This is a genomic window from Rhizobacter sp. OV335 (assembly GCF_900142965.1).
Classification (GTDB): Bacteria; Pseudomonadota; Gammaproteobacteria; order Burkholderiales; family Burkholderiaceae_C; genus Rhizobacter.
Genome location: NZ_FRCQ01000033.1, coordinates 33118 through 59878, shown reverse-complemented (window position 1 = coordinate 59878; position 26761 = coordinate 33118). Strand labels below are relative to the sequence as shown.

Here is a 26761-nt window from a genome sequence, read left to right as displayed (position 1 = left end):
CGCCCCGCATGAAGAATTCCGACACCCTGGATCGCCAGCTGCCGAAAGCCCCGACCGGCATCGCCGGCCTCGACGAGATCACCGAAGGCGGCCTGCCGCGCTGCCGGCCGACGCTGGTGTGCGGCGCGGCCGGCTGCGGCAAGACGCTGCTGGCCGCCGAGTTCCTGGTGAACGGGGTGCTGCAGCACGGCGAACCGGGGGTGTTCATGAGCTTCGAGGAGAGCAGCGACGACCTGGTCGCCAACATGCGCTCGCTCGGATACGACCTCGATGTGCTGCAGGCCGAAGGCAAGCTGGTGATCGACCAGGTGAAGATCGAGCGCAGCGAGATCGAGGAGACCGGCGAGTACGACCTCGAAGGCATGTTCATCCGGCTCGACCATGCGATCCGCCGCATCGGCGCGAAGCGTGTGGTGCTCGACACCATCGAGGCGCTGTTCTCCGGTCTGCCGAACCAGGCGTTGCTGCGCGCCGAGCTGCGCCGGCTGTTCCACTGGCTGAAGGACCGCGGCATGACGGCCGTCGTCACCGGCGAGCGCGGCGAGAACACGCTGACCCGCTACGGCCTGGAAGAGTACGTGGCCGACTGCGTGCTGCTGCTCGACCACCGCATCGTCGACCAGATCTCGACGCGCCGGCTGCGCGTCGTCAAGTACCGCGGCTCGGCGCACGGCACCAACGAATACCCGTTCCTGATCGGCAGCAAAGGCCTGTCGGTGTTGCCGATCACCTCGCTGCGGCTCGACCACCAGGCCTGCGACGAGCGCGTCTCCACCGGCGTGCGCGGGCTCGACGGCATGCTGGGCGGGCAGGGCGTGTTCCGCGGCAGCAGCGTGCTGATCTCGGGCACCGCCGGCACCGGCAAGAGCAGCATCGGCGCGAGCTTCGTCGACTCGGTGTGCGCCCGCGGCGAGAAGGCGGTGCTGTTCGCTTATGAAGAATCCGAGAGCCAGCTGATCCGCAACATGAAGTCGATCGGCATCGACCTCGGGCGCTGGAGGGCGTTGGGCTTGCTCGAGATCCACGCGTCGCGGCCGACGCTGCACGGGCTGGAGCAGCACCTGGTGGCGATGTACGACATCGTCAGGGCGTCGAAGCCCGACGCGGTCGTGATCGACCCGATCAGCAACCTCGAGATGCGCCAGCCCGACAACTCGCTGCAGGGCACGCTGCTGCGCCTGATCGATTTCCTGAAGCAGCAGGGCGTGACCTCGCTGTTCACGACGCTGACGCACGGCCCGGCCAACGAGGTGTTCGACACCTCGGGCATCGGCGTCTCGTCGCTGATGGACAGCTGGATCGTGCTGTCGAACCTCGAATTCAACGGCGAGCGCACCCGCACGATGCAGGTGGTCAAGTCGCGCGGCATGCCGCATTCGAACCAGGTGCGCGAGTTCCTGATCGGCGACCACGGGGTCGACCTGGTCGACGTGTTCGTCGCCGACCAGCGCGTGCTGACCGGCTCGGCGCGCAAGCTGCGCGAGGCGCTGGAGGCCCGGCCATGAATGCCGCCGTGCGTGCGATCTCCACCCTGGCCACCAATCCCGAGTGGCAGCTGAAGCTGTACGTCGCGGGGCACACGGCCAAGTCGATGGCGGCCCTCGACAACCTCAAGCACATCTGCGAGACCCACCTCGCGGGCCGTTACTCGATCGAGGTGGTCGACCTGCTGGTGAACCCGCAGCTCGCCGCCGGCGACCAGATCCTCGCGGTGCCGACGCTGGTGCGCAAGGTGCCCGAGCCGATGCGCAAGATCATCGGCGACCTGTCGAACGAAGAGCGCGTGCTGGTCGGCCTCGACGTGCGGCCCTACGTGCGAGCGTCGCGATGACGCTGGACGACCGCCTGCCGGACCTCGTCGACCTGCGGCTCTACGTCACGGGGGCGACGCCGGCCTCGGCGCGCGCGGTCGTCAACGCACGGCGCTTCTGCGAGACCCACCTGTCGGGCCGCTACCGGCTGGAGGTGCTCGACATCGGCGAGCACGTCGAGCAGGCCACCGCCGACCAGATCGTCGCGGCGCCGACGCTGGTGCGGCTGGCGCCGCTGCCGCTGCGGCGCTTCATCGGCGACCTGTCGGACGACGAGCGCCTGCGCCGCTCGCTCGATCCGCTGCACGGCTTGCACGCGGCAGGAGCGCACGAATGACGCCGGTCGAGCAGTTGAGGCGCGCGGTCGCGGAGAACGAGGCGCTTCGACAGTGCCTGGAGGAGGCCGAGGACACGCTGCGCGCGATCCGCAACGGCGACGTCGATGCGATCGTCGTCGGCAGCGACGTCTACACGCTCGACAGCGCGAACGCCGCCGACCACAAGCTGCGCCGCGCGGTGCTGTCGCAGATGGAAGACGCGGTGCTGGCGTTCGACGACGGTGGCCACCTGATCTTCATGAACGCCGCTGCCGAGCGGCAGTACGGGCAGAGCGCATCGGCGCTGCTCGGCCGCAGTGCCGACCAGCTGTATCGCGAGGTCTGGCCCGACGACACGCTGCGCGAGGCCTGCCGGCGCGAGCTGCTCGACCAGGGCGCCTACCGCGCGCGGCTGCTGCACGTGAAGCGCAACGACGAGGCGATGCAGGTGGAGTGCACCGTGTCGCGGCTGCGCGGCGCGCAGGGCGAACCGATGGGCCGGCTGTGCGTGATCCGCGACGTGAGCGCGCGCGTGGCGGCCGAGCAGACGCTGATGGTGGCCTCGCTCGCGCTGGCGCGCCGCGAGCGCGAGTTCGCGACGCTGGTCGAGAACTCGCCCGACATCTTCGCGCGCATCGACCGCGCGCTGCGCCATGTGTACGTCAGCCCGGTGGTGCAGCGCCACCTCGGCATCGCGCCGTCGGCGATGCTGGGCAAGACCTTCGGCGAGCTGGGCCTGCCGGCGGCGCTGTGCGCGCAATGGAACGGCGCGCTGAAGGAGGTGTTCGCCAGCGGCCGGCTGGTGCGGCTGAACTACACGATGCGGGGCCTGGGGCCAGGGCAGGAGAGCCAGGGCAAGCGCTTCTTCAACGCCCGGCTGATGCCCGAGTTCGCCGACGACGGCAGCGTCGAATCGGTGCTGGTGATCGCGTCCGACGTGACCGAGCAGGCGCTGATCGATGCGGCCTTCCACGAAAGCCAGGCGCGGCTGCAGTTCACGCTGGCCTCGGCACGCATCGGCGAATGGGAACTCGACCTCGAGAGCGACACCGCGCGCACCTCGCTGCGCCACGACCGCTGCTTCGGCTACGACGAGCCGGTCGGCCAGTGGGGCCACCGGGTGATGCTGTCGCACCTGCACCCGGCCGACCGCGAGCGGGTGGCGACGCTGTTCCAGACCAGCGAGGCGACGCGGCAGGACCTGCATTTCGAGGCGCGCGTGCTGTGGCCCGACGGTTCGCTGCACTGGATCGAGGCGCACGGCGTGTTCTACGGCGTCGACGGCGATGCACGCGGCGGCGCGCGCCGGCTGCTCGGCATCGTCGCCGATATCACCGACCGCAAGCTGGCCGAGGAGGCGCTGCACGACAACGACCGCCGCAAGGACGAGTTCCTCGCGACGCTGGCGCACGAGCTGCGCAACCCGCTGGCGCCGATCCGCAATGCGCTGCAGATCATGCAGCGCAGCCCGGGGCCGGTGGCGCAGGCGCATGCGCGCGACGTGATCGAGCGGCAGCTGGGGCAGATGGTGCACCTGGTCGACGACCTGCTCGACGTGAGCCGCATCAGCCAGGGCAAGCTCGAGCTGCGCCGCACGCGCGTCGACCTGGTCGAGGTGCTGAAGACGGCGGTCGAGACCAGCCGGCCGCTGGTCGATGCGGGCCGGCACACGCTGCAAGTGCAATTGCCGCCGGCCGGCGAGCTGTGCGTCGACGGCGACACCACGCGGCTGTGCCAGATCGTCGCGAACCTGCTGAACAACGCCGCCAAGTACACGCCCGAGGGCGGCTCGATCGAGCTGAGCGCATGGCGCGAGGAAGGCCGCGGCGCGGACCCGGAGAATGGCGAGGCGGTGATCGCGGTGCAGGATTCCGGCGTCGGCCTCGCGCCCGACATGCTGCCGCGGGTGTTCGACATGTTCGCGCAGGTCGACCGCTCGGTCGCGCGGGCGCAGGGCGGGCTCGGCATCGGCCTCGCGCTCGTGAAGCAGCTGGTGGAGATGCACGGCGGCAGCGTCGAGGCCCACAGCGACGGCGTGGGCACCGGCTGCCGCTTCATCGTGCGGCTGCCGCTGGTGGCGGTGGCCTGGCCGGCCGCGGTGCCGGCTCGGCAACCGCCGCGCGCGCCGGCGGCATCGCCCGCACCGGTGGCGGGCGTGACGACGCCCACCGCGGCCGGAGCGCTGCGGGTGCTGGTCGTCGACGACAACATCGACAGCGCCGAAAGCCTGGCCGAGGTGCTGGAGATGAGCGGGCACGAGGTGCGGGTCGCGCACGACGGCCCGTCGGCGCTGGCTGCGGCCGGCGATTTCCGACCGCAGGCCATCGTGCTCGACATCGGCCTGCCCGGCCTGACCGGCCACGAGGTGGCCCGGCGCATCCGTGCGGAAGACTGGGGCCAGGCGATCCACCTGATCGCGCTGAGCGGCTGGGGGCAGGCGGAAGACCGGCAGCGCTCGCGCGAGGCCGGCTTCGATGCGCACTTCGTGAAGCCGGTCGACCTGGACGAGCTGGAGGCGGTGCTGCGGCGGACCCGGCCGCTGGTGGCGGCCGGCTGAGCGACCGGCGAGCCGCTCAGCCGTCGGTGGCCGGGCTTTCGGCCGGCGAGCTGCCGCGGGTCTGGCGGCCGTCGCGGGTGATCACCGAGAAGCGGCCGTCGGACTCCATGAACGCCGCACGCACTTCTTTCAGATTGCTGATGCCGCTTTGCCGCAGCTGGGACTGCAGGTCGTCCATCGTCAGGAATTCTTGCCGCAAGTTGCGGTGCAACACGCGGCCGTGGCGCACCAGCAGCAGCGGCGCCGGCTCGGCGAAACGGCGCACCGCGTCGAAGCGGAACGCGGCCCAGTCGAGCAGCCAGTTCCACCCCATCAGCGTCAGCACCAGCACGCAGCCCTCGGCGACCGTCTCGTAGCCGCCGGCCATCGCGTTCTGCGACGCGTCGGCGATCAACACGACCAGCAGCACGTCGGCAATCCCGACCGATCCGACATCGCGCCGCAGCACGAAGCGGAACAGCAGGAACAGGAACCAGTAGATCAGCGTGCCCCGGACGATCAGCTCGAGCGGCGAGACGTGGAACGCGAACAGCGATTCCATGGCGGCGGCCGGGGCTTCGACCTGTCAGTGCGCGCCGTCGAGGCGTGCCAGCAGTGCGTCCTTGCGCGCCTGCAGCTGCTCCCCGAGTTCCTTGCGGTCGAGCTTCGGCCGCACCTTCGGGAACAGCTCGTTCTGCTCTTCCTTCACGTGGTGGTCGATGTACTCGCCGAGCACCTTGACCTTGGCGTCGTACATGTCGTCGTCGGGCGAGCTCGATTGCAGCTGCGCGATCAGGTCCTTCGCGCTGGCGTGCTCGACGGTGGCCTCGTCGAGCAGGTCGTCCTGGTCCTGCAGCACGTCGCGGCAGGCCGGGTAGAAGATTTCTTCCTCGATCTGCGCGTGCACCGTCAGCTTGGCGCAGATGTCGAGGGCCAGCGCTTCGCGCTCGCTGGCATCGGCCTCGGCCTTCGCCAGCTTGTCGTACTCGGCGAACAGCTTCTTCACCTCGGCGTGGTCGGCGCGCAGCAGCTTGATCGCGTCGGCCGGCGGTGCCTTGCGGGTGCGCGTGGCGGTGGCGGCGTGCGAGCGGGTGGCGGTGTGGGATGTCGGCATGGGAACTCCTTGCGTGGGCTGGGTGGAGAAAGGGGGAGGAAGGTGACCACCCCAATCTACGCATTCGAATCGCGTTCGCTGTAGGAGAAGTACGCGACTGCGGGTGCGATCTTGCGCAACGCGCACAGGTATGCCGTTTGCCACGGGTCGGCATGACATCCCAGGGGTCGACGATGAGCACACCACACATCGAACACATCGAAGACGAAGCCAGCACCGCGCGCCTGACCGGCAACGCGCGGCACGCGGGGCCGCTGTCCGAAGCAGGCAGGGCGATCGGGGCCTGGCTCCAGCGACCGGGCAAGGCCGGCCGCTACGGGTTGATCCTCGCTGGGGCCAAGGTCTTCCTCGGCCGGCACCGCCCCAGCCCCCAGGCCGTCGCTGCCGGCGTCGGCGTTGCCGCGGTGCTGGGCACCGCCCTCTGGGTCCTCAGCCGCCCCCGGCGCTGAGCGGCCCGCACTCCAGGAGACCGTGATGAGCAAGCCCTCCAGCCCGTCCAACCCGACCACCAACCCGACCACCAAGCCGCGCAGCATCCACGACGCCGGCAGCCCCGACACCAAGCACGGCCCGAAGGCCGGCACCAACCCGGATGGCGCGACGCCCGCCGAGCTGCCGTCGGCCGAGGCCGGCAAGGCCAGCCTGCACAAGCCCGCGCCGCCGGACCTGCAGTCGACCAAGCCGCGCAAGACCCCTTGACGCCTTGACGGAAGGATCCCCCTCATGAAGGACCAGACCCTCGACGCCTGCCTGGCGGCCTGCCAGGCCTGCGCCACCGCCTGCCTGCACTGCGCCGTCTCGTGCCTCGGCGAGCCCGATCCGTCGCCGATGCGGCGTTGCATCGCGCTCGACCTCGACTGTGCCGACGCCTGCCGGCTGACCGCCGCCTACCTCGCTCGCGACAGCGCCCATCTGGGCGACGCCTGCGAGCTGTGCGCCCACCTGTGCCGCGTGTGCGGCGACGAATGCGGCAAGCATTCGATGGACCACTGCCAGGCCTGCGCCCAGGCCTGCCGTGTCTGCGCGCAGGCCTGCAGTGCTCTGGCCGGGCGCGGCCACCTCTGACCGAACTCTCTCCGCCGTCCCCCTGCCTGTCTGCTTTTCAGCGAGTCGCCCTCCCATGCCCAAGACCCCTTCGAAGACCCCCGCGAGCAAGCGCCGCCCGATCCCGCCAAGCCCTGCTGGCCAGGAGCGCCAGGCCGTCGAGGTGCAGGCGCTCGCCGCCGCGATCCCGTTCAATGCCAACAAGCCGAACGAGATCGGCCGCGACAACGCTGTCGCGCCGCCGGTCGGGCAGCGCAGCCCGCTCGCATCGGTGTCCACCGGCGCCGGCACGCTGACCGAGGCCAACGACACCGGCAAGACCGGCGAGGGCGGCGACGACACGCCGTCGCACGACGGCTTCGGCTCGCTGCAGCGCGTGCGCGCCGATGCCGGCGGCGAGGTGCTGACGACCAACCAGGGCGTCGCGGTCGGCGACAACCAGAACTCGCTGAAGGCGGGCCTGCGCGGGCCGGCGCTGCTCGAAGACTTCATCCTGCGCGAGAAGATCACGCACTTCGACCACGAGCGCATCCCCGAGCGCATCGTGCATGCGCGCGGCTCGGCGGCGCACGGCTACTTCGAGTGCTACAAGCCGCTGACCCGGCTGACGCGCGCCGCGCCGTTCGCCGAGGCCGGCAAGCGCACGCCGGTGTTCGTGCGCTTCTCGACGGTGGCCGGCGAGCGCGGCTCGGTCGACACCGCGCGCGACGTGCGCGGCTTCGCGATCAAGTTCTACACCGACGAGGGCAACTGGGACCTGGTCGGCAACAACATCCCGGTGTTCTTCATCCAGGACGCGATGAAGTTTCCCGACCTGATCCACGCGGTGAAGCCCGAGCCGCACCACGGCATGCCGCAGGCGGCGTCGGCGCACGACACCTTCTGGGATTTCGCGTCGCTGATGCCGGAGTCGACCCACATGCTGATGTGGGCGATGTCCGACCGCGCGATCCCGCGCAGCTACCGGATGATGCAGGGCTTCGGCGTGCACACCTACCGCCTCGTCAATGCGCGCGGCGAGAGCAGCTTCGTCAAGTTCCACTGGAAGCCGCTGCTCGGCACGCATTCGCTGGTGTGGGACGAGGCGGTGAAGCTCGCCGGTGCCGACGCCGACTACCACCGGCGCGACCTGTGGGAAGCGATCGAATCGGGCGAGTACCCCGAGTGGGAACTGGGCCTGCAGGTGTTCAGCGAGGAGCAGGCCGAGGCCTTCAGCTTCGACGTGCTGGACGCCACCAAGATCATCCCGGAAGAGCTGGTGCCGCTGCAGCCGGTCGGGCGCATGGTGCTGAACCGCAACCCGGACAACTTCTTCGCCGAGACCGAGCAGGTCGCGTTCTGCGTCGCGCACGTGGTGCCGGGCATCGACTTCAGCAACGACCCGCTGCTGGCCGGGCGCATCCATTCGTACGTCGACACGCAGATCTCGCGGCTGGGCGGGCCGAACTTCCACGAGATCCCGATCAACGCGCCGCTCGCGCCGGTGCACAACAACCAGCGCGACGGGCTGCACCGGCAGACGGTGAACCGCGGCCGCGTCGCGTACGAGCCGAACTCGCTCGGCGGCGGCTGCCCGTTCCAGGCCGGCGCGAAGGGCTTCGTGTCGTTCCCACAGCCGGTCAATGGCGAGAAGCTGCGCGGCAAGCCGGAGAAGTTTGCCGACCACTACACGCAGGCCACGCTGTTCTTCGACAGCCAGACGCCGGTCGAGCAGGCGCACATCATCGGCGGCTTCCGCTTCGAGCTGAGCAAGGTCACGGTGCCGGCGGTGCGCGAGCGCATGGTGGCCTCGCTGCTGAACGTGTCGAAGCCGCTGGCGAAGGCAGTCGCCGACGGGCTGGGGATGCCGCTGCCGCCGCCGTTGCCGCGCGCGCTGCCGAAGCCGGCCAAGCCGGAGGTGACGGTGTCGCCGGCGCTGTCGCTGAAGGCGCGGCCGGGCGACGGTGGCATCCGCACGCGCCGCATCGCGCTGCTCGCGGCGCACGGCGTGGCCGGCAAGCCGATTGCGAAGCTGGTGGCCGCGCTGCAGAAGGCCGGCGCGGTGACGACGGTGATCGCGCCGCGCATCGGTGCGGTGACGACCTCCGATGGCGAGCCGCTGCTGGCCACCGGGTCGATCGAGAACTCGCCACCGGTGCTGTTCGACGCGGTCGTGCTGCCCGATGGCCAGAAGGGTGTCGACGTGCTGCTCGGCCTCGGGCAGGCGCTGGAGTACCCGGCGCTGACCTGGCGCCACGGCAAGACACTGCTGGCGCTCGGCGCCGGCCGCGCGCTGATCGAGAAGGCGGGCGTGCCGACGACGCTGGGCGATGGCACGCCGGACCCGGGTGTGCTGCTCGGCAACGGCGACGACAAGACGATCCAGGCCTTCATCGCCGCGGTGGCGAAGCACCGGCACCCGCAGCGCGAGGGGGATCCGCCGCGCGTCTGATCTGAACGGATGTCGCCGCGCCGCTACTTCGGGCGCGGCGGCTCCAGCCCGGCATCCGGGCGCGAGAGCGTCCCGCTGCGCAACTGCGCGACGGCCGACACCACGGCCCGCGCGACGTTGCGCGTCTCCTGCTGGAACGCCGTGTCGGCGTCCAGCGCCTCGTGGCTGTTGAAGTACGGCTCGTAGTAGCCGAGGTAGCGGGCGAGCCGCGCGCCGTCGCCGGCATCGACCAGGCCCATCCAGTCGAGCCAGTCGGCGAGCGCATGCCGCTGCTGCTCGACGCCGGCCACGTCGCCGTGCACGACCAGCCCGTACACGCGGCCGGCGAGGTGCTTCGGGAAGTCCCAGCCCTTTTCCTCGATCGCCTTCGCCTCGGCCACCTTCTTGCCGTGCGTGCTGCTCGGGTCCGGGTTGCCGCCGTCGGCACACACCAGCCGGTCGATCATCAGCTTCAACGGGCTCGGTGACTGGTACCAGTAGGTGGGCGCGACGATCACGATGCCGTGCGCGCTGACCCAGCGCTCGTAGATCTCGGCCATCCAGTCGCTGGCCTGGTCGAGCGCATGGTTCGGGTAGCAGCTGCACGGCCAGTGGCACAGCGGCATCGCGGTGCCGACGCAGCCCTTGCACGGGTGGATGCGGCGGCCGTATTCCGAGGTCACGAGGCTCAGGTCGAGCAGGTCGGCATCGAGGCCGGCCTGCTCGACCTCCTCGCGCACCAGGCCGCTCAGCCGCCAGGTCTTCGACACCTCGCCGGGGCAGCTGCCGTCGTTGCGCGCGCTGCCGCACACCACCAGCACGCGCGAGCGCGCGCCGGGCTTGGCCCAGTTCGCCTGCGCGGCCTTCAGGCGCTGTCGGGTGTCGAGCCATTGCACCGCGACCTCGTAGCCCGGGTCCGCGAAGCCGGGACCGGCCGCGCGCGTGACCGGTGACTTGCGGCCTTCGTCGACCGCCTTCCAGGCGATCTCCTCGAGCCGCGCGATCGCGTCGCGCTCGGCGTCGTAGGCCGGATCGAACCAGCGCTGCTGGAAGCGCCGGCCGAACTCCTCGCGCGTCAGCGGCGTGTCGGCCTGGCCGGTGCGGATCTCGGCCATGTCAGTGGAAGAACAGCGCGATCAGGATGATGATCGGGATCGGCACGCCGAGGAAGAACAGAAGAAGGGATCGCATCAGGTGTCTCCGGTGGGTGGTTCAGTGGGATGGTTCGTCCAACTTCACAGATCGCGCCGGCTGCCGCCCCAGGTCGCGCACAGGCTGGCGACGAAGGCGCCGGCCAGCAGCGAGATGAACAGCCACAGCGACGCATAGGCGGAGGCCTTGCGCGCGGTGTCGGCCGCGTCGCGTGCACGCGCCTGAGCGTCGTTCAACGCGGTCTGCAGGTGGTTCCAGCCGTCGGTGACGCGCCGCTCGGCATCGGCTTGCGACAGGCCGGTGCGCTGTGCGACCAGCTGGCCGAGGTAGCGCATGTCGTCGGGCGGCAGCGTCGCGGCGCGGCCGCCGGCGGCGAAGATGCGGCCGACCTCGGCGAGCGGCGGCGCATCGGTGGTGGTCGGTGCAGCGGCCGCCGGGTCCCGGCGGAACAGCGCATCGGCGTGGTAGTTCATCACGTCCGTGGCGCTGCTGCCCGGCACCGCCGAGGCGGCACCCGCGGCACCGGTCACGCCGGCCCGGGCACCGGTGCCGACGATGCCGCCAATCGCGCTGCCCAGCACCGCGGCGGTGGCCAGCGACGCGACCGCCCACGCCAGGAAGCCGTGCGCCGTGTCGCGGAAGTAGATCTCGTCGCCCGCGGTGTCGGCCCAGCGCGTGCGCAGCCGGCCGGCGAGGTAGCCGCCCATGCCCGACGCGGCGACCTGCGTCAGCGTGACCCACAGGATCGTGCCGACGCCGAAGGTGCTTGCGCTGACGCCTTCGCGTGCCCATGGCGACAGCGCCGACAGACCGAGCCCGACGCCCAGGATCAGCAGGATCAGCGACAGCGCGGCCGCGCCCGCGGCGCCGGCCAGTACCGCGCCCCACGACACCGCGCTGCGGGTGCTGTCGGCGTTGGCCGGCACGGCGGCGGGTGCGATGGAGGGGACGGCGCGGCGGCCGGGCAGACCGTCTTGAATGCCGACGCTTGCAACATCTTGGTAGGCCATGGGTGGTGTCTCCTGGTGGGCATGCGGCCATGCAGTGGCCGTGTGCAGCGAATCGTCGGCGCGCGTCGACGCGCCGTGCGTCGGACTGCGATGGCACGCGCTGTAGGAATAGGGCGCGACCCGCTGCTGCACGGCAGCACGGCCTTTACAGTGGCTGCAACCCAGGAGCCTGTCATGTCGAAACGCCAACGCAACTCGCTCGCGCAGCGCAGCGCAGAACTCGCCTTTGCCGTGCCGCCGGTGATGGCGCACCGCATCGCCCGCATGGCGCTGGCCGGTGCGGCACCTTCGGAACGCGACCGGCGCGAGTTCACCCGGATGAGTGCCGAGAAGACGACCGCGTTCCAGCAGTCGTGGTTGGCGATGGGGATGCAGGCCTGGCGCGCGCAGCAGGCCTTCGGGATGTTCTGGTGGCGCGCCTGCCTGTCGCCGTGGGGACCGCCGTCGGCGCAGGCGATCGGCACGCAGCTGCAATCGGCGGCGCTCGGCGTGCTGGGCCACGGTCTCGCACCGGTCCACCGCACCGCGGTGGCCAACGCGAAACGCCTGTCGCGAACGCGACTGCGCTGACGATGGCTGCGTTGCCGATCGCGTTGTCATGGATGCTCGGCGCGTTGCTGCCGGGCGCGGTCTGGCTCGGCTGGTCGCTGCACTGCAGCCGCCGACTGCACCGCGCTGAACAGGCCGAGCGGCAGCGCACCGCGCAGCTGCTGGCCGATGCGGAGGGCCGGCATGCCGAGCTGCAGGCGCGGCTCGAGGCGCGCGTCGCCGCGCGCACCGAGGCGCTGCAGGCCAGCGAGGCGCGCATGCGCACCATCTTCTCGACCAGCTTCCAGTACCAGGGCCTGCTCGCGCTCGACGGCAGCCTGCTCGATGCCAACGAGACCTCGCTGCGCGGCATTGGCGCCACGCTCGATGAGGTGGTCGGCCGGCCTTACTGGGATTCGCCGTGGTTCGCCCGCACGCCGGGCATGCCGGAGACGATTCGGCTCGCGGTGCAGGCGGCCGCGCAGGGCCACAGCCGGCGCCAGGAGCTGCGCCTGCTGCTGCCGGCCGGCTGGAGGCAGTTCGATTTCGCGGTGCGGCCGGTGCACGACCGCGACGGCGCGGTGGTCGCGGTCGTGCCCGAGGCCATCGACATCACCGAGCGCCACCTGGCGGAAGAGCGGCTGCGCCAGGCGCAGAAGATGGAGGCGGTCGGGCAACTGACCGGCGGCGTCGCGCACGACTTCAACAACCTGCTGCAGGTGATCTCGGCCAACCTGCACCTGGTGTCGCGGCTGACGCACGACGACGTGAAGGTGATGCAGCGCCTCGACAGCGCGAGCGCGGCCGTGCGGCGCGGCGCCAAGCTCGCGAGCCAGCTGCTGGCCTTCGGCCGCCGCCAGGCGCTGGCGCCGCGGGTGGTCGACGTCGGCCGCTTCATCGGCGGCATCGAGGACCTGCTGCGCCGCTCGATCGGCGAGGGCGTCGAGGTGGAGCTGATCGTCTCCGGCGGGCTGTGGCACACCTTCATCGACCCGACGCAGGTCGAGAACGCGCTGCTGAACCTGGCGATCAACGCCCGCGACGCGATGGACGGCAACGGCCGGCTGACGATCGAGGTCGGCAACGCCTTCCTGGACGACGACTACGTGCGCGGCCAGGTCGACGTGAAGCCGGGCCAGTACGTGATGCTGGCCGTCAGCGACACCGGCTGCGGCATGACGCCGCAGGTGCTGTCGCAGGTGTTCCAGCCGTTCTTCTCCACCAAGCCGGCCGGCGCCGGCACCGGGCTCGGGCTGTCGATGGTCTACGGCTTCGTGCGGCAGTCCGGCGGCCACGTGAAGATCTACAGCGAGCCGGGGCAGGGCACGACCGTCAAGGTCTACCTGCCGCGTGCCCGCGCCGCCGAGGGCGAGGTCGACGCGACGCCTGATCCGGGTGCCGCGGCGGCCGCCGACGACGCCGGCGGCGGGGCCGAGACCGTGCTGGTGGTCGAGGACGATGCCGCGGTGCGCGGCGCCACCGTCGAGATGCTGCAGGAGCTCGGCTACCGGGTGCTGAAGGCGAGCGACGCCGACCAGGCGCTGGTGGTGATCGACGACGCGGTGGCACACCATGCGGCGATCGACCTGCTGTTCACTGACGTCGTGATGCCCGGCCGGCTGAAGAGCCCGGAACTCGCCGACAAGGCGCGCCAGCGTTTGCCCGGCATCGCGGTGCTGTTCACGTCGGGTTATGCGCAAAACGCCATCGTGCACGGCGGGCGGCTCGACCCGGGCGTCGAGCTGTTGTCCAAGCCGTACAGCGCGCGGGCGCTGGCCAGCAAGGTGCGGGCGGTGCTGGACCACGGCGTGCGCGAGCCGCAGTGACGATCTGACGATCCGCGGCACCCTGGAACAAGAAGTGTCCGCCGGCCGACGCAATCGGCACCTGACAGTTTTTGAATGTCAGGTGCGCGCCGTGTCGATGGACGGCGCAAACGCAGCGCCGGCGCGGCCCGGCCGCAAGCGGGGACTGACAAATCGCGCGCCGGGCCGGCGCGCCGGCATGGACCGCTTCTTGCCATTCATCCGGCATCGCGCCGCCCGTCGGTGCTCCTCCAGGGATGGAATCGATGTCTTCCAGAAAACCTGGTGCCGAGGATGCGGCGCCCTTGTTCCAGCGACTGTGGTCCCGCATCGGCGGCGCGCCGCTGCGGCACGACGCCGATGCCGCTGCACCGTCGACGATGCAGCACTCGGGCTTCACGTCCGGCAGCGCCTGGGCCGACACCGTGATCGAAGACGACCGGCGCGTGGCGCCTACCGATGATGCGAACAATGGCCTTTCGTAATGTCCTCTCCCGTGACGCGCGCCCCCGCGACGATGCCGCTGCTTCGTTCCTCGACGACTTCGGCGATTTCAATCACAGTGGGCGTGTCGTCGACGACGGCCTGCCCCCCACCGAAGCCGCGCCACTGGCCGCTGCGCCGTGGCAGTTCGAGATGGGTGACACCGCCTCGCGCCGCATCGACACGCGCGACCCGATGGAGCCCCTGCGCTTCGACGGCATGGTGCTGCGGCCCTGGACGCGCGACGACGCGCGGGCCATGGCCGAAGCCGCCCGCGAATCGATCGGCACGATCGGCCGCTGGATGGATTGGTGCCACCCCGGCTACGGCGTGCGCGATGCGATCGACTGGGTCGATGTCTGCGTCGACAGCCTGGCCCAGGGGCAGGCCTGCGAGTTCGCCCTGTTCGACGAGCGCAGCGGCCGGCTGGTCGGCGGCGCCGGGCTCAACCAGTTCAACACGATCCACCGCGTCTGCAACCTCGGCTACTGGGTCCGCCAGTCGGCGCAAGGCCAAGGCATCGCGACCCGCGCCGCGCGTTCGCTGGCCAGCTATGGTTTCAGCGCACTGGGTTTCCAGCGCATCGAGATCGTCGTCGCCGAAGGCAACGAAGCGAGCCTAGCGGTCGCCCGCAAGCTCGGCGCGCAGTTCGAATGCCTCGCGCGCAACCGGCTGGTGATCCGGGGCAACCCGGTGTCGGCCTGGGTGCACTCGCTGGTGCCTTGACGCGCTTGCCCTGAACCTCAGGGCAGCGCAGCGTAGGCGCCCGTTCCTTCCGGCCACGGCGTCAGCACCTCGACGCCGGTGTCGGTCACCGTGACCATGTGCTCCCACTGCGCCGACAGCGAGCGGTCGCGCGTGACCACCGTCCAGCCGTCGGCCAGCGTGCGCGTGCCGGCCTTGCCGGCGTTCAGCATCGGCTCGATCGTGAACACCATGCCCGGCACCAGCCTCAGCCCCTGGCCGCGCTGGCCGTAGTGCGGGACCGTCGGTTCATCGTGGTAGATGCGGCCGATGCCGTGCCCGCAGTACTCGCGCACGACGCTGAAGCCCTCGCGCTGCGCCACCGTCTGGATCGCATGGCCGACGTCGCCGAGCGTCGCGCCCGGCCGCACCGCGAGGATGCCGGCGCGCATCGCCTCGTAGGTCGTGTCGACCAGCCGTTGCGCGAGCGGCGAGACCTCGCCGACGACGAAGCTGCGGCTGGTGTCGCCGTACCAGCCCTCGCGGATCACCGCGACGTCGAGGTTGACGATGTCGCCGTCGCGCAGCACTTCGTCGTCCGACGGGATGCCGTGGCACACCACCTGATTGACCGACGCGCAGATGGTCTTCGTGTAGCCGTGGTAGCCGACGTTGGCCGGCACCGCCTTCTGCACCTCGACGATGTGGTCGTGGCACAGCCGGTCGAGTTCGCCGGTGCTGATGCCGGCCTTCACGTGCGGCGCGATCATCCGCAGCACGTCGGCGGCCAGCGCTCCGGCGGCGCGCGCCATCGCGAGGTCGGCGGCGGGGTGGACCTTCACCGAGCGGGCGGGGCGGTTCATCGGGCGGCCCTGCGCGGCGTGCGGGCGGCCACCGGGCTCGGCGGGACCGGCTTCATGAACGACAGCGCCGGCTCGTTCGACTGCGCCGCGCGCAGCATCAGCTGGCAGATGTCGCCGTAGCTCAGTGCCGGGTGCAGCTCGCACAGCATGCCCACGCGCATCCAGTGCTCGGCCTGCGCGTTGATCGAGCGGCTCAGCGCGTCGCTCGCGCTGCGCAGGTTGTCATGCATCTGGTCTGAAATCTTCACGATGCCCATGGCGGTGCCTGAAAGGGAGGTTGGAGGTGATGTACGAAGTATATATGGTTCGTATATCGCGATCCAGACTGGTCCGAAGTCGCACTTCGGCCGGCTTCGTCGCCCGGACGCGGTGCAGAAGTACATGTCTCCCGTGGGCGAACGAGCGACAGGCTCGAACAATCGAGTCCTTTCGCACTCTTGTCGCAGAGGAACTCATGGGACGCCGTTCGGGAATGCTGGTGGTGATGGTGGGGATGCTGGGCCTGCTGGCGGCCTGCGGTGGTGGAGGGGGCGGGGGTGGTAGCACAAGCGCCGCGACGGACGGTGGCTCGACCGGCGGTGGCGGCACCGTCGTCACCCCGACGCCGGTGCCCACCGTCGCGGCAGGCTGGTGGACCGGCAGCACCGACGATCACCGCACGCTGACCGGCCTGGTCTTCAGCGATGGCAGCTTCAGCATCCTCTACTCGGCACAGGACGCGCCCGACTCGGTGGCCGGCCTGGTGCAAGGCACCGGCGCCGGTGTCGACGGTGCGTTCAGCTCGAGTGCCACGATCGACACCATCGACTTCAGCCTGGCCGACGGCACGGTGACGGCCACGCAGCTGAGCGCCACCGTGGTCGCGGCGCAGCGCTTCGATGGCACGCTCTCGGCCGACGCTCCGGCCTTCTCGATGACCTACAACCCGGCGTACGAGCGCACGGCCTCGCTCGATGACGTGGCCGGCAGCTACGACGCGCAGGCGGCGCGGCCCGCCGACAGCCTGAGCGTCGCGCTGACGATCGACGCGCAGGGCGTGCTCAGCGGCAGCGGCACCGGCTGCCGTGTCGCCGGCACGCTGACGCCGCGCAGCGATGCGAACGCCTTCGACATCGTGCTGGCCCTCAGCGGCGACGATTGCGCTTCCAACGGATCGGCCTTCGGCGGCATCGCCTTCTTCGATGCCGACGCTCGCAGGCTGTCGGTGATGGCACCGAACACGGCCCGCACCGACGCGCTGGTGGTCCGCGCCGCCCGCACCGACTGACGGCCGGGGGAAGCCAGGCCCGAGGCCCAAGGCCCGATAGACTCGCGCGGCCTGCCCGAGCCTCGGAGAACCCCATGCCCCCGCGTAACGAAGCCGACGGCTTCCTGTCCCGCATCCAGATCGTCACCGCCACCAAGCGCTACCGGCTCGGCGGCGCCGGCGTGGTGCCGGACCCCGCGGCGCGGTCGCGTTCGCTGGCCAACGAGGCGATGCGCTGGAGCTACGTGCTGCGCAGCCGCGAGCGCTGGCGCGACATGCCCGATGTGGCCGACCGCCACCAGGCCGATGCCACCACGACGCTGAAGGCCTTCGGGCTGACCGACGACGCACTGCGCGAGATCGCGCAGGCCGGCCGCGTCGTCGTGACGATGCCGTTCGAGGCCGAGAGCGTCGGCTGGGAGGGGCGCATCTTTCCGTGGGAGTTCGTGCTGTCGCGGGCCACGCGGCGCTACCGCCGCACCGGCGGGTCCGCTGCGGCGGGCGGGTCCGGCCTGACGGTGATGCGCCACCTCGACCTCGCCGATCGGCAGCCGCTGCCGGTGCGCCGCATGGATGGCCGGGTGCTGGTCGTCCAGAGCCTGCCCGGCGCGCTTGCGCAGGCCTATGACGCGACCGACGAGACCGAGCGCGTGCGCCGCGCCTTCGGCCTGGCCGGCGACGACCCGCGCTGGCGCGTGGCCGTGAACCCGACGCTGGCCGAGCTGACGGCGCTGTGCGCGGCGTTCCGGCCCGAGGTCGTGCACGTCTGCGGTTTCGACAACCACGAAGGCATCGCGCAACTCGCCAATGGCGCCGGCACCGATGTCGCGGTGACGCTGCACGACGAGCGGCGCAGTGCCGCCGAATGGCAGCGCGACGACAAGGGCGTGGTCGACGGCTGCCTGATGCGCCGCAGCGACGGCCTGCCGGTGATGGTGGCGCCGCCCGAGCTGGCGCATGCGCTGACCGGCGGCGGCCGGCACCGGCCGTTCTTCGTCGGGCTGAACCTGTGGAACTCCGCGGCCCGCATCGCGCCGCAGCTGCTGCCGGCCGGCGTGCTGGCGGCGATGGGCTTCCAGGACGCGTTCGACGACGCGCTGGCCGGTTACTTCTTCGAGACGCTGTATGCGCAGCTGGCGGCCCAGGCCTGGAACCTGCCGGTCGCGTTCGAACAGGCCTGGGCCGCGACGCGCGCGCAGGTCGACCTGGTGCCCGGCACCGGCATCGCGCTGTGGGCGCGCGCGCCGCTGGTCGCGCAGCCCGGCGGGCCGCGCCTGGCGCGCACCGCGGCGGCGACCCCGGCACGTGCGCCCGCCGTGGCACGCGCCCCGCTGCGGGCCGTCGTCGAACCGCGCACCGAATTCAACTACGCCGAGCTGCACAACCAGGGCGACTCCGCCGAGAAGCGCAGCGCGCTGTTCCACCGCTTCGAGCTGCGCGGCGCGGTGACGCAGCCGCTCACGCGCGCCCATGTGCTGGTCGAGCTGAACTGCGGCATCGAGCGGGCGCGCTACGAGGCCGAGATCGAGCTGACGCAGGAGCGCACCAGCCTCGGCGCGCGCGTCAAGATGCCGCTGACCGCGCGGCTGATGCGCTCGGTCTCCGAGGCGGTCGTCAGCAGCCTGTTCGTGCAGGTGATGGTCGGTGGGCGGGTGATCCACAAGGACACCTACGCGATGCGGCTGATGCCGGTCGACCAGTGGCTCGACAACAGCACCAGCGGCGTCTGGCTGCCGTCGTTCGTGCTGCCGCGCGACCCGGCGGTCGAGCGCGCGATCACGCTCGCGCAGCGCTACGTGCGGGTGATCCGAGACGACCCGAGCGCCGGCTTCGAGGGCTACCAGTCCTCGTCGTCCGGCGACCCGGCCAGCCTCGAGAACGTCGACCTGCAGGTCGAGGCGATCTGGTCGGCGCTGCTGCACGAATGGGACCTCGGCTACATCAACCCGCCGCCCACCTACAACCGCGCGCTCGATTCGCAGCGCCTGCGCACGCCGAGCGCGGTGCGCGCGGCGCGCATGGGCACCTGCATCGACCTGACGCTGCTGTTCGCCGCCTGCCTGGAGCTGGTCGACATCCACCCGGTGGTGTTCCTGCTCGACGGCCATGCGCTGCCCGGCTACTGGCGCCACCGCGACTACCAGTTCGCCTACCGCGAGGTGATCAACCCGGGCGACGCGATGCCGCCGAGCGACGAGCACCGCACCGGCTCGCCGGGCGCGCAGACGCGGCCGTGGCGGGCCGGCCGCGCCAGCTACCGCGAGGTGTGGGGGCTGATCCGCGACGGCAAGCTCGCGCCGCTGGAGAGCGTGCGGCTGACCGAGCACTGCGGCTTCCGCGAGGCGCGCGAGGCCGGCGTGCAGGCCCTCAGCGAGCCGCGCGATTTCGATTCGATCCTCGACATCGCGATCGCGCGCGAGCACCAGGTCACGCCGCTGCCGATCGTGGCGCCGGCCGCGCTGGCCCTCGGGGAGCCGGCATGAACGCCGTCGTCACGACCGGCGATCCGCTGCCCTTCAGCGCCGACCCCTGGGCGGCGGCCGACGCGAGGCTCGGGCTGCGCGAACCGGCGCCGTCGCAGGCCGTGGCGCTGCCGATCTCGATGCGGCGCCGGCGCGGCTTCACGCCGTCGATGGCCGACCCGCGCGCGAGCGTCAGCCTGCGCGACGACGACGGCGTGCTGCGCTGGAACTACGAGCCGCCGGCCGCCCAGGTGTTGCGCGGCCGCTCGCGGCGCGCCGGCTGGTTCGGCTTCGGCGACGTGCTGCAGCGCTTCGAGTACGACGACATCGGGCCGAACCGGATCACGCAATCGCTGGTGGCGCTGGATGCGAAGCTCACGCCGCACCAGGGCCTGCGCCAATGGGTGGGCGGCGCGCTGGTGCCGGCGCCAGCGCCGCAGCTCGATGGCGCGCAGCCCGCGCTGCTGCTGGTGCACGGCACCTTCAGCAACAGCGACATGTGGTTCGACCAGCTCCGCGCGACACCGGCCGGGCTGGCCTTGCTCGCGCAGTGGCAGCAGGCCTACGGCGAGCGCATCTTCGCGTTCGACCACCCGACGCTGTCGGTCGCGCCGTGGCTGAACGCGCTCGACCTGCAGCGTGCGCTGCGCGGCATCGCCGGCCCGATCGACATCGTGTGCCACAGCCGCGGCGGGCTGGTCGCGTCGTGGCTGCTGCGGCTGGCGCCGGTGCGGGTGCGCCGGGCGGTGTTCGTCGGCTCGCCGCTGGGCGGCACCAGCCTCGCGTCGCCGTATCGCTTGCGTGCCGCGCTCGACATGCTGGCCAACATCGCGAACGCGCTGTCGCTGGCCGGGCAGGCGGCGAGCACGGTGTTCCCGCTGGCCGCCGGTGCCGCCGGGCTGGCCAAGGTGCTGGGGAAGACGCTGCAGCTCGGCTCGGCGCTGCCGCTGGCCGACGCCGCCGTCGTGCTGGTGCCGGGGCTCGCGAGCCAGCAGCGCACCACCGACAACGCCGAGACGCGTGCGCTGTTCGCCGATCGGTGGCTGGTGCAGCCGACGTTCGCGGTGGTGTCGGCCGATTTCGAGCCGAACCTCGACGAGCCGGCGTGGAAGTTCTGGACGCGTTTCCGCAACCCCGGCCTGCAGCTCGCGGCCCTCGGTGCCGACATCGTGTTCCCCGGCGCGAACGACCTGGTCGTCGACACCGAGTCGATGAGCTTCTTCGGCGAGCCGGCGCAAGGCAAGCCGCAGGTGCTGTCGCTCGGCAAGACGGCGACGACCTTCCACACGAACTACTTCAGCGATGCGGCGGTGCTGAAGTTCATCGCCGGGCTGTCGCCGGCGGGCTGACGCCTGGCGTCCAGGCAGCCCATGCCGACCAAGGCCGCTTCGATGGCCTCGTCCAGCGGCGTGTGCGGCTCGCGGCCCAGCACCGCGAGCAAGCGGTCGTTGGCCATGCGCACCGGCCGTTGCCACAGGTAGCGCATCTCCATCATTTCGCGCAGCGTCGTGACGAAGGGCGCCATCAGGCGCAGCAGCCACCACGGCGTGCGCGTGATGCGCGGCGCCTGCCCGCTGCGGCGCGCGACCACGCGCTGCGCCGCCTCGGCGATCTGCCGGCCGGTGGCATCCCAGTGGCCGGCCATGTGGAAGCGTTCGAACGGGCCGAGCGCATCGCGCCGATCCAGCAGCTCGACCATCGTGCGCGCCACGTCCGGCAGGTAGGCCCATTGGTGGCCGACGCCTTCGTCGGCCGGGGTCGCGATCGACGTGACCGGCTTTCCGGGCTTCAGCATGCCCTGCGCGAGCCAGTTGTTGCCCGACTTCGGCCCGAAGAAGTCGCCGGCCCGCACGATCAGCACGCGCGCACCCTGGCGGCTCGCGGCCTCCAGCCGGGCCTCCATCTGCACGCGGATCGCGCCCTTGCGGGTCTGCGGGTGCTGCGGCGATTCTTCGCGCAGCAGCGGGAACGCATCCGGCCCGAAGTTGTAGACCGTGCCCGGCAGCACGATGGTGGCGCGTTGCGCCACGGCCGCGGCGATCGTGTTGTCGACCATCGGCAGCACCACCTCGGCCCAGCCGCGGTAGCCCGGCGGGTTGACCGCATGCACGATCACCTGGCAGCCCTCGGCCGCCCGCATCACGTCGGCACGCTGCATCGCGTCGCCGCGCAGCCAGGTGATGCCGTCGCGTTGCTGCATCGCCTCGGTGGCGCCGCGCTGCAGTGCGCGCACCGTCCAGCCCGCGTCGCGCAGCTGGCGCGCGACCTCGCCGCCGATGCCGCCGGTGGCGCCCAGCACCAGGGCTGTCTTGTCGCTGCTGCGGGTGTTGCCGTCGTTCATGTCGATCTCCAGGTGGGTGGTGGGAATGGAATGAATTCTGGCGATGGAGGCGCTCAGATGGAATTGCCGAGCATCGGCGTGACGCTATACATTTATGAATGACTTCGACCATCGGCTGGGAGCTTTACCGGACCTTCCTCGGCGTGCTCGACGAAGGCTCGTTGTCCGGCGCGGCCCGGGGGCTCGGCATCACGCAGCCGACCGTCGGCCGCCACGTCGCGGCGCTCGAGCAGGCGCTCGGGGTCGTGCTGTTCACCCGCTCGCAGACCGGCCTGCTGCCGACCGAGGCGGCGCAGTCGCTGCGGCCCTATGCCGAGGCGATGCAGAGCACCGCGGCGGCGCTGGAGCGCGCGGCCGGCGGCCAGGGAGGCGACGGCATCGTCAAGGGCACGGTGCGCATCAGCTGCAGCGACGTGATGGGCGTCGAGGTGCTGCCGACCATCCTGGCCGAGCTCCACGAGGCGCATCCGCAGCTGAAGATCGAGCTGGTGCTGACCGACAAGCTGCAAGACCTGCTGCGCCGCGAGGCCGACATCGCGGTGCGCATGGTGCAGCCGAAGCAGGAGCAGCTGATCGCGCGCCACGTCGGCAGCATCGAGCTGGGCCTGCATGCGCGCCGCGACTACCTCGAACGGCATGGCACGCCGCGCCGGCCCGAAGAACTCGCGGCCCACGCGACGATCGGCTACGACCAGCCGTCGGCCTGGCTGCGGCAGGCCGAGAAGGCGCTGCAAGGCATGCGGCGCGAGACCTTCACGCTGCGCAGCGACAGCAACCTGGCGCAGCTGGCGCTGATCCGCGCCGGTGCCGGCATCGGCATGTGCCAGGTGCCGCTGGCGCGGCGCGACGGCAGCCTGGTGCGGCTGCTGCCGAAGCTGATCGCACTGCCGTTGCCGACCTGGGTCACGATGCACGAGGACCTGCGCAGCAGCCCGCGCTGCCGCGTGGCCTTCGATGCGCTGGTGGCCGGTCTGCTCGCGTACGTCGGGACGCAAAGGCAATGACAAGCCAAACCGCGCGATGATGCGGGTCTACCCTGACCTTGACCCGTCGCCGTGACCTCGACCGCGCTCCCCCGTCCTGCAGCCCCCTGGCCCCGTGCCGCCCTGCGGCGCCTGCTCGCGCTGTGGCCGACCAAGCTGGTGGGCATCACCGCTGGCATCTCGCTGTTCTTCGTGCTGTATTTCTGGGCCGCGCGCTCACCGCAGGCCGCCGTGACGGTGATGCCGGTGCTGGCGGTGGACCGCTGGTTCACGCTGCGCGAGGGGCTGCTGCCGGTGTATGCGTCGCTGTGGGTCTACGTGTCGCTCGCGCCGGCGTTTTCGAAGGATGGCGGCGAGCTGCTGCGCTACGTGCTGCGGGCCGCGCTGATGAGCGCGATCGGCTTCGCGTTCTACCTGTTCTACCCGAGCGCGGTGCCGGATTTCGGTGTCGACTGGTCGCAGTACGGCAGCCTGCAGTTCCTGCGCGCGGGCGATGCGTCGCGCAACGCGTTCCCGTCGCTGCATGTGTCGTTCGCGGTGCTGACCTGCCACCTGCTGGCGCGACACCTGCGCGAACTCGAGGTGCCCGTCGCGCTGCGATGGGTGAACCTGGCCTGGTGCGTGGGCATCGCCTATTCGACGATCGCGATCCGACAGCATGTCGTGGTCGACGTGCTGGGCGGGCTGGTGCTCGGCGTGCTGGTGGCGGCGCTGCCGCTGCGCGAGCCGGCACGCTGATTGCCCCGACACAGTCCGCAGGAATCAAGGAGCGCGCCATGCTGCAGGATGTCCGCATCGTCACCGCCTCGATCGCCGTGCCCTGGCAGGTCGTCTACGAGTTCGCGCACCAGCCCTCGCTGCTGCCGCAATGGGCCTCGGGCCTGGCGGCCGGCATCGTCGAAGAGGACGGGCGCTGGTTCGGCGAATCGCCGATGGGCCGGGTGCAGATCGAGATGGCGCCCGACAACCCGTACGGCGTGCTGGACCACGACGTCACGCTGCCCGACGGCACGGTGTTCAGCAACCCGATGCGCGCGGTGGCCAATGGCGACGGCTGCGAGCTGACGTTCATGCTGTTCCGTGCCGCGGGGGCCGACAATGCGAGCTTCGATAAGGATTGCGCACAGGTCACGGGCGACCTGCAGACGCTGAAGCGGTTGTTGGAGAGCGCCGCGCACCGTTGACGCGGCGCGCGGCCGGCCGGCTCAGTCCTCGCCGGCGGCGATCCGCTTCACGGCGAGCCGCAGCTGCTTGCGCCCGTCGGCATTCGTTTCCCGCCAGGCCTTCAGCGCGAGCTGGAGGAATTGAAGCTCGGCGGGCGTCAGCCCCTGCGGCTCGTGCGCTTCGTCGAGCCAGCCGGCGGGTTGGGCACGCGCCGCCTCGATCTGCCGCGCGAGCTTGTCGCCGATCGGGCGGCTGCTCTTGACCTGGCTCCACATGCTGGGGCTGATCTGCAGCGCCTGCGCGAACAGCTGCTCCATGCCCTTCGGGGCGATGCCGTCGCGCATCTGCGCTTCGGCGAAGCGCTGGAACAACGTGAGGACGTTCTGTCGGCGCAGCAGGGTGATGTTGTCGGGCACGGCGGGCGGGAAATCAGGCGACAGGAAAGGGGCGGCAGGCAGGAGCGGGATTGTCGCACCGGGGTGAAGAGTCTTTACGGTGACCACCGCGATGGCATCACCAGGCCGTGCCGAGTTCTCACGCGTCGGCGATGTCCTCGGGCTGACGGTCCTCGAAAGCGGAACGCACCGCCTCGATCGCGCGCCTTCTTTGAAGCAGGTCATCGAGGAAGGGGTATTCCTTCAGCAACTTGCCGGACGCAACCCAGCTGTTCTCCTTCAACGACCGGATGACGCGGATGACGTCGGGCGCCGGCATTTCGATCACCGCCTTCAGCCGCCGGCTGGCCATATCGAAGCGGCGCAGCACGCGTGCTTCGCCAGCCATCTGGTCGACGATCGTCGACTCGATCAGCTTGCAGGTGTAGATCGCGTGCTCGGTCAGGTCGGGAAATCGCCACGCAAACTGCGCATCGTCATAGGCCTCGAACACGAAGTCGTAGGGCGTGCCGTCTGCCGCGATCTCTCTTTCGCCGAAGCGATAGTCGCCGGCATAGCGGCGCATCAAGGGCTGTGAGAAGACCTCCAGCACTCGGTCGTAGTCGGCCCGCAGTCGTGTCGACTGGACGATCGTCGCGGACACCGGAAGAATCGTTCCGTGGGGAATCGCACCATCGCGCAGCAGCGTGTCGTTGACGAGGAAGCGATGCAACCGGCCATTGCCGTCGCACATCGGATGGATGTAGACGAAGGCGAAGGCCAGCACGCCGGCACGCATCAATGAGGAGGCCCCACGCGTGGCGACCTCGAACGCCTTCAGGCCGTCCAGCATCGCCGGCACGTGTGCGAAGTGCGGAGCGACGTAGTGCACGACGTTGTGGCTCAACGAGGCTTGGCCGACGAACACCGGCGAGCGGCGGATGCCCAGCCGCAATGCGCCCGGCCCGAGGATCCCGGCCTGCAACAGCGCCAGCGTCGCATCGCTCAGCGGCTCGTCCACCCGCCCGCAGTGCTCGGCGATCACCTGTGCAAACCTGCGGATGCGCGCGTCCTGGTCGGCCTCGCGCTCGATCGCGAAGCTGGCCTGCGATTCCTTGAAGGTCAGCCAGCTCGCACTCCGCAGCAGCATGTCCGGGCCGAACTCGGCGTCGAGGCCCGCCAGGGCGGCGCCGGGGTCGAACTGCCCGGCCGCGTTCAACGGATCGGACAGCCGCACGAGCGGGCAGAAGTCCCGCGTGCCGGGCAGGTTGTCGTTGACGCGCCAGCGTTGGTTGCGCTGCGGCTTGGTGCGAGTGACGTAGCTGCCGACCGGCAACGCGTCGACATAGGCGACATTGCCGACATCGGGAACGTCGAGCGATTGGCCGGTGAGCCATTCGAAAAGAAAGCCCGCCCGGCGGGCGTACTGGCCGAAGGGCTCTGTTCGGCACCACGCCTCGAGCGGCTCGCGGCCGACGGCGGCAAACAGCCGGGCGAGAAACTCCAGGTGGATCTCCTCGTACTTGAGGCCGAACTCAAAGTGCCCCTGGAAGGAATCCCCCGGCTGATAGCTCGGCGGAAACTGGGCTTGTACGAGGGACGGCGTCTCGCTGCGACGGCGACTCTTGCCGAGGCTTGAATGGACCCGCAGCGGCTGGACCAGCCTCAGGGGGTGCTGCTGAAGAAGCGCAGAGAAGCCAATGTCCATGCAATTCCGCTCACGGTGATGCGAAACCGCTATTAAACGGCAGTTTTGGTGCGAAAACGCTACTGGATGCCGCTCACACCAACGGCAACATCACCACCTTCCGGTACGCCTCGCGCTTCGACAGCGCATCGAACCAGCGCTGCACCTGCGGCAGCTCCTCGCGCTCGATCGGCAGCGTCATCCAGCGCCAGACCGCGCAGCCGAGCGCGATGTCGCCCATCGTGAAGCGTTCGCCGCCGACGAACGCGCGGCCTTCGAGGTGGGCGTCGAGGATGTGCATCGCCTCCAGCGTCTCGCTCCGCGCGGCTTCGATCAGGTTGTCGTCGCGCTCGTGCTCGGGCGTGCGCAGGAACGCGCGGAAGATCGGCACCATCGCCGGCCACAGCGTCGAGTTCGACCAGTCGATCCAGCGGTCGACCTCGGCGCGCGCCACGACATCGTCGGGCCACAGGCTGCCGGCCCCATGCTTGGCCGCCAGGTAGCGCAGCACGGTGCCGGATTCCCACACGACGAAGCCATCGTCGTCGATCGTCGGCACCAGGCCGTTCGGGTTCAGGCGCCGGAACTCGGCCGTGTTGACGACGCCGTAGTGCCGGCCGGCGTCGATGCGCTCATAGGGCAGCGCGAGTTCCTCGCAGCACCACAGCACCTTCTGCACGTTGATCGAATCGGCATTGCCCCAGATCTTCAGCATTCGCGGTCCCGGCTGTCGTTGATGCGGGGCGA

General features: G+C 70.7%; 28 protein-coding genes. 18 read left to right on the top strand and 10 right to left on the bottom strand.

What is annotated here, in order from left to right; translation table 11 throughout:
* Positions 1–8: 8 nt before the first annotated feature.
* The 4 genes from kaiC to BUE42_RS26680 are packed head-to-tail and all read left to right on the top strand — an operon-like array spanning position 9 to position 4685.
* A complete protein-coding gene (kaiC, locus tag BUE42_RS26695; RefSeq protein ID WP_083614610.1) occupies positions 9–1505 on the top strand; it encodes a circadian clock protein KaiC in 1497 nt (498 codons plus the stop codon).
* Positions 1502–1831 carry a circadian clock KaiB family protein gene (locus BUE42_RS26690; protein ID WP_073468320.1) on the top strand — a complete coding sequence of 110 codons (330 nt, stop codon included), beginning with the start codon at positions 1502–1504 and terminating at the stop codon, positions 1829–1831. The genes kaiC and BUE42_RS26690 overlap by 4 nt, the downstream gene beginning before the upstream one ends.
* Complete coding sequence (locus BUE42_RS26685) at positions 1828–2148, top strand: circadian clock KaiB family protein (protein ID WP_073468319.1); 321 nt, start codon at positions 1828–1830, stop codon at positions 2146–2148. The genes BUE42_RS26690 and BUE42_RS26685 overlap by 4 nt, the downstream gene beginning before the upstream one ends.
* Positions 2145–4685 carry a hybrid sensor histidine kinase/response regulator gene (locus BUE42_RS26680; protein WP_073468318.1) on the top strand — a complete coding sequence of 847 codons (2541 nt, stop codon included), beginning with the start codon at positions 2145–2147 and terminating at the stop codon, positions 4683–4685. The genes BUE42_RS26685 and BUE42_RS26680 overlap by 4 nt, the downstream gene beginning before the upstream one ends.
* A 16-nt stretch (positions 4686–4701) precedes the next feature.
* Here the strand turns inward: BUE42_RS26680 and BUE42_RS26675 are convergent, their stop codons facing one another.
* Positions 4702–5226: a DUF421 domain-containing protein gene (locus BUE42_RS26675; RefSeq protein ID WP_073468317.1), complete on the bottom strand. Its 525-nt coding sequence runs from the start codon at positions 5224–5226 to the stop codon at positions 4702–4704.
* Between the two features lie 24 nt (positions 5227–5250).
* Positions 5251–5778 carry a hemerythrin domain-containing protein gene (locus BUE42_RS26670; RefSeq protein WP_073468316.1) on the bottom strand — a complete coding sequence of 176 codons (528 nt, stop codon included), beginning with the start codon at positions 5776–5778 and terminating at the stop codon, positions 5251–5253.
* 173 nt (positions 5779–5951) lie between these two features.
* Between BUE42_RS26670 and BUE42_RS26665 the strand changes: the two genes are divergently transcribed.
* Genes BUE42_RS26665 through BUE42_RS26650 form a run of 4 tightly spaced genes read left to right on the top strand, consistent with a single transcriptional unit; the run spans position 5952 to position 9253 of the window.
* Positions 5952–6227 (top strand): hypothetical protein, encoded by a 276-nt coding sequence (locus BUE42_RS26665; RefSeq protein WP_073468315.1) that lies wholly within the window; start codon positions 5952–5954, stop codon positions 6225–6227.
* Positions 6228–6252: 25 nt separating this feature from the next.
* Positions 6253–6477: a hypothetical protein gene (locus tag BUE42_RS26660; RefSeq protein WP_073468314.1), complete on the top strand. Its 225-nt coding sequence runs from the start codon at positions 6253–6255 to the stop codon at positions 6475–6477.
* Between the two features lie 24 nt (positions 6478–6501).
* Entirely contained in the window at positions 6502–6843 is a 342-nt protein-coding gene (locus BUE42_RS26655; protein WP_073468313.1) for a four-helix bundle copper-binding protein, read from the top strand.
* A 55-nt stretch (positions 6844–6898) separates the two neighbouring features.
* Positions 6899–9253 (top strand): catalase, encoded by a 2355-nt coding sequence (locus BUE42_RS26650; RefSeq protein WP_073468312.1) that lies wholly within the window; start codon positions 6899–6901, stop codon positions 9251–9253.
* Between the two features lie 23 nt (positions 9254–9276).
* Here the strand turns inward: BUE42_RS26650 and BUE42_RS26645 are convergent, their stop codons facing one another.
* Both BUE42_RS26645 and BUE42_RS26640 read right to left on the bottom strand, forming a co-directional pair.
* Positions 9277–10347 carry a flavodoxin family protein gene (locus BUE42_RS26645; protein WP_073468311.1) on the bottom strand — a complete coding sequence of 357 codons (1071 nt, stop codon included), beginning with the start codon at positions 10345–10347 and terminating at the stop codon, positions 9277–9279.
* A 120-nt stretch (positions 10348–10467) separates the two neighbouring features.
* Positions 10468–11394: a hypothetical protein gene (locus tag BUE42_RS26640; protein WP_235002628.1), complete on the bottom strand. Its 927-nt coding sequence runs from the start codon at positions 11392–11394 to the stop codon at positions 10468–10470.
* A gap of 174 nt (positions 11395–11568) precedes the next feature.
* Here BUE42_RS26640 and BUE42_RS26635 point away from each other — a divergent pair, with 174 nt between their 5' ends.
* From BUE42_RS26635 to BUE42_RS26620, 4 genes are all read left to right on the top strand, one after another.
* A complete protein-coding gene (locus tag BUE42_RS26635; RefSeq protein ID WP_073468310.1) occupies positions 11569–11964 on the top strand; it encodes a polyhydroxyalkanoate granule-associated phasin in 396 nt (131 codons plus the stop codon).
* 2 nt (positions 11965–11966) lie between these two features.
* Positions 11967–13748, top strand: coding sequence for an ATP-binding protein (locus tag BUE42_RS26630; protein ID WP_073468309.1), 1782 nt, complete (start codon positions 11967–11969; stop codon positions 13746–13748).
* 245 nt (positions 13749–13993) lie between these two features.
* Positions 13994–14212, top strand: a complete 219-nt coding sequence (locus tag BUE42_RS26625) for a hypothetical protein (RefSeq protein WP_143171779.1) — start codon at positions 13994–13996, stop codon at positions 14210–14212.
* Positions 14199–14936 (top strand): GNAT family N-acetyltransferase, encoded by a 738-nt coding sequence (locus BUE42_RS26620; protein WP_235002625.1) that lies wholly within the window; start codon positions 14199–14201, stop codon positions 14934–14936. Before BUE42_RS26625 ends, BUE42_RS26620 begins: the two co-directional genes overlap by 14 nt.
* Positions 14937–14953: 17 nt before the next feature.
* On the opposite strand, the gene map is transcribed toward BUE42_RS26620, so the two are convergent.
* Together map and BUE42_RS26610 are read right to left on the bottom strand one after the other, a co-directional pair.
* Complete coding sequence (gene map / locus BUE42_RS26615) at positions 14954–15757, bottom strand: type I methionyl aminopeptidase (protein WP_073468307.1); 804 nt, start codon at positions 15755–15757, stop codon at positions 14954–14956.
* On the bottom strand, positions 15754–16014 hold the full coding sequence (locus tag BUE42_RS26610) for a ParD-like family protein (RefSeq protein ID WP_073468306.1): 261 nt from the start codon (positions 16012–16014) through the stop codon (positions 15754–15756). The genes map and BUE42_RS26610 overlap by 4 nt, the downstream gene beginning before the upstream one ends.
* 197 nt (positions 16015–16211) lie before the next feature.
* On the opposite strand from BUE42_RS26610, the gene BUE42_RS33200 reads away from it, so the two are divergent.
* The 3 genes from BUE42_RS33200 (at position 16212) to BUE42_RS26595 (ending at position 20814) form a co-directional block, all read left to right on the top strand.
* Positions 16212–17024 carry a hypothetical protein gene (locus BUE42_RS33200; protein WP_200799038.1) on the top strand — a complete coding sequence of 271 codons (813 nt, stop codon included), beginning with the start codon at positions 16212–16214 and terminating at the stop codon, positions 17022–17024.
* 74 nt (positions 17025–17098) lie between these two features.
* Positions 17099–19486 (top strand): hypothetical protein, encoded by a 2388-nt coding sequence (locus BUE42_RS31790; RefSeq protein ID WP_083614608.1) that lies wholly within the window; start codon positions 17099–17101, stop codon positions 19484–19486.
* The gene (locus tag BUE42_RS26595) at positions 19483–20814 is read left to right on the top strand and encodes an esterase/lipase family protein (protein ID WP_073468304.1); all 1332 of its coding nucleotides are present in this window, start codon (positions 19483–19485) and stop codon (positions 20812–20814) included. The genes BUE42_RS31790 and BUE42_RS26595 overlap by 4 nt, the downstream gene beginning before the upstream one ends.
* Here the strand turns inward: BUE42_RS26595 and BUE42_RS26590 are convergent.
* On the bottom strand, positions 20757–21806 hold the full coding sequence (locus BUE42_RS26590) for an NAD-dependent epimerase/dehydratase family protein (protein ID WP_073468303.1): 1050 nt from the start codon (positions 21804–21806) through the stop codon (positions 20757–20759). The genes BUE42_RS26595 and BUE42_RS26590 overlap by 58 nt on opposite strands.
* 98 nt (positions 21807–21904) lie before the next feature.
* Between BUE42_RS26590 and BUE42_RS26585 the strand changes: the two genes are divergently transcribed.
* The 3 genes from BUE42_RS26585 to BUE42_RS26575 are packed head-to-tail and all read left to right on the top strand — an operon-like array spanning position 21905 to position 23973.
* Positions 21905–22810: a LysR family transcriptional regulator gene (locus BUE42_RS26585; RefSeq protein WP_073468302.1), complete on the top strand. Its 906-nt coding sequence runs from the start codon at positions 21905–21907 to the stop codon at positions 22808–22810.
* A 51-nt stretch (positions 22811–22861) separates the two neighbouring features.
* Positions 22862–23527 carry a phosphatase PAP2 family protein gene (locus BUE42_RS26580; RefSeq protein ID WP_235002623.1) on the top strand — a complete coding sequence of 222 codons (666 nt, stop codon included), beginning with the start codon at positions 22862–22864 and terminating at the stop codon, positions 23525–23527.
* Positions 23528–23565: 38 nt separating this feature from the next.
* Positions 23566–23973: a hypothetical protein gene (locus tag BUE42_RS26575; protein WP_083614606.1), complete on the top strand. Its 408-nt coding sequence runs from the start codon at positions 23566–23568 to the stop codon at positions 23971–23973.
* 21 nt (positions 23974–23994) lie between these two features.
* Here the strand turns inward: BUE42_RS26575 and BUE42_RS26570 are convergent, their stop codons facing one another.
* The 3 genes from BUE42_RS26570 to BUE42_RS26560 form a co-directional block, all read right to left on the bottom strand.
* Positions 23995–24369, bottom strand: a complete 375-nt coding sequence (locus BUE42_RS26570; RefSeq protein ID WP_143171778.1) for a hypothetical protein — start codon at positions 24367–24369, stop codon at positions 23995–23997.
* A gap of 118 nt (positions 24370–24487) precedes the next feature.
* Positions 24488–26035 carry a Fic family protein gene (locus tag BUE42_RS26565; RefSeq protein ID WP_073468301.1) on the bottom strand — a complete coding sequence of 516 codons (1548 nt, stop codon included), beginning with the start codon at positions 26033–26035 and terminating at the stop codon, positions 24488–24490.
* A gap of 73 nt (positions 26036–26108) precedes the next feature.
* Entirely contained in the window at positions 26109–26729 is a 621-nt protein-coding gene (locus BUE42_RS26560; RefSeq protein WP_073468300.1) for a glutathione S-transferase family protein, read from the bottom strand.
* Positions 26730–26761: the final 32 nt, after the last annotated feature.

Excerpts from the sequence above, each read along its gene's own strand:
- kaiC (WP_083614610.1), top strand. The coding sequence starts at position 9 with ATGAAGAATTCCGACACCCTGGATCGCCAGCTGCCGAAAGCCCCGACC.
- BUE42_RS26690 (WP_073468320.1), top strand. The coding sequence starts at position 1,502 with ATGAATGCCGCCGTGCGTGCGATCTCCACCCTGGCCACCAATCCCGAG.
- BUE42_RS26685 (WP_073468319.1), top strand. The coding sequence starts at position 1,828 with ATGACGCTGGACGACCGCCTGCCGGACCTCGTCGACCTGCGGCTCTAC.
- BUE42_RS26680 (WP_073468318.1), top strand. The coding sequence starts at position 2,145 with ATGACGCCGGTCGAGCAGTTGAGGCGCGCGGTCGCGGAGAACGAGGCG.
- BUE42_RS26675 (WP_073468317.1), bottom strand. The coding sequence starts at position 5,226 with ATGGAATCGCTGTTCGCGTTCCACGTCTCGCCGCTCGAGCTGATCGTC.
- BUE42_RS26670 (WP_073468316.1), bottom strand. The coding sequence starts at position 5,778 with ATGCCGACATCCCACACCGCCACCCGCTCGCACGCCGCCACCGCCACG.
- BUE42_RS26665 (WP_073468315.1), top strand. The coding sequence starts at position 5,952 with ATGAGCACACCACACATCGAACACATCGAAGACGAAGCCAGCACCGCG.
- BUE42_RS26660 (WP_073468314.1), top strand. The coding sequence starts at position 6,253 with ATGAGCAAGCCCTCCAGCCCGTCCAACCCGACCACCAACCCGACCACC.
- BUE42_RS26655 (WP_073468313.1), top strand. The coding sequence starts at position 6,502 with ATGAAGGACCAGACCCTCGACGCCTGCCTGGCGGCCTGCCAGGCCTGC.
- BUE42_RS26650 (WP_073468312.1), top strand. The coding sequence starts at position 6,899 with ATGCCCAAGACCCCTTCGAAGACCCCCGCGAGCAAGCGCCGCCCGATC.
- BUE42_RS26645 (WP_073468311.1), bottom strand. The coding sequence starts at position 10,347 with ATGGCCGAGATCCGCACCGGCCAGGCCGACACGCCGCTGACGCGCGAG.
- BUE42_RS26640 (WP_235002628.1), bottom strand. The coding sequence starts at position 11,394 with ATGGCCTACCAAGATGTTGCAAGCGTCGGCATTCAAGACGGTCTGCCC.
- BUE42_RS26635 (WP_073468310.1), top strand. The coding sequence starts at position 11,569 with ATGTCGAAACGCCAACGCAACTCGCTCGCGCAGCGCAGCGCAGAACTC.
- BUE42_RS26630 (WP_073468309.1), top strand. The coding sequence starts at position 11,967 with ATGGCTGCGTTGCCGATCGCGTTGTCATGGATGCTCGGCGCGTTGCTG.
- BUE42_RS26625 (WP_143171779.1), top strand. The coding sequence starts at position 13,994 with ATGTCTTCCAGAAAACCTGGTGCCGAGGATGCGGCGCCCTTGTTCCAG.
- BUE42_RS26620 (WP_235002625.1), top strand. The coding sequence starts at position 14,199 with ATGGCCTTTCGTAATGTCCTCTCCCGTGACGCGCGCCCCCGCGACGAT.
- map (WP_073468307.1), bottom strand. The coding sequence starts at position 15,757 with ATGAACCGCCCCGCCCGCTCGGTGAAGGTCCACCCCGCCGCCGACCTC.
- BUE42_RS26610 (WP_073468306.1), bottom strand. The coding sequence starts at position 16,014 with ATGGGCATCGTGAAGATTTCAGACCAGATGCATGACAACCTGCGCAGC.
- BUE42_RS33200 (WP_200799038.1), top strand. The coding sequence starts at position 16,212 with ATGGGACGCCGTTCGGGAATGCTGGTGGTGATGGTGGGGATGCTGGGC.
- BUE42_RS31790 (WP_083614608.1), top strand. The coding sequence starts at position 17,099 with ATGCCCCCGCGTAACGAAGCCGACGGCTTCCTGTCCCGCATCCAGATC.
- BUE42_RS26595 (WP_073468304.1), top strand. The coding sequence starts at position 19,483 with ATGAACGCCGTCGTCACGACCGGCGATCCGCTGCCCTTCAGCGCCGAC.
- BUE42_RS26590 (WP_073468303.1), bottom strand. The coding sequence starts at position 21,806 with ATGAACGACGGCAACACCCGCAGCAGCGACAAGACAGCCCTGGTGCTG.
- BUE42_RS26585 (WP_073468302.1), top strand. The coding sequence starts at position 21,905 with ATGACTTCGACCATCGGCTGGGAGCTTTACCGGACCTTCCTCGGCGTG.
- BUE42_RS26575 (WP_083614606.1), top strand. The coding sequence starts at position 23,566 with ATGCTGCAGGATGTCCGCATCGTCACCGCCTCGATCGCCGTGCCCTGG.
- BUE42_RS26565 (WP_073468301.1), bottom strand. The coding sequence starts at position 26,035 with ATGGACATTGGCTTCTCTGCGCTTCTTCAGCAGCACCCCCTGAGGCTG.
- BUE42_RS26560 (WP_073468300.1), bottom strand. The coding sequence starts at position 26,729 with ATGCTGAAGATCTGGGGCAATGCCGATTCGATCAACGTGCAGAAGGTG.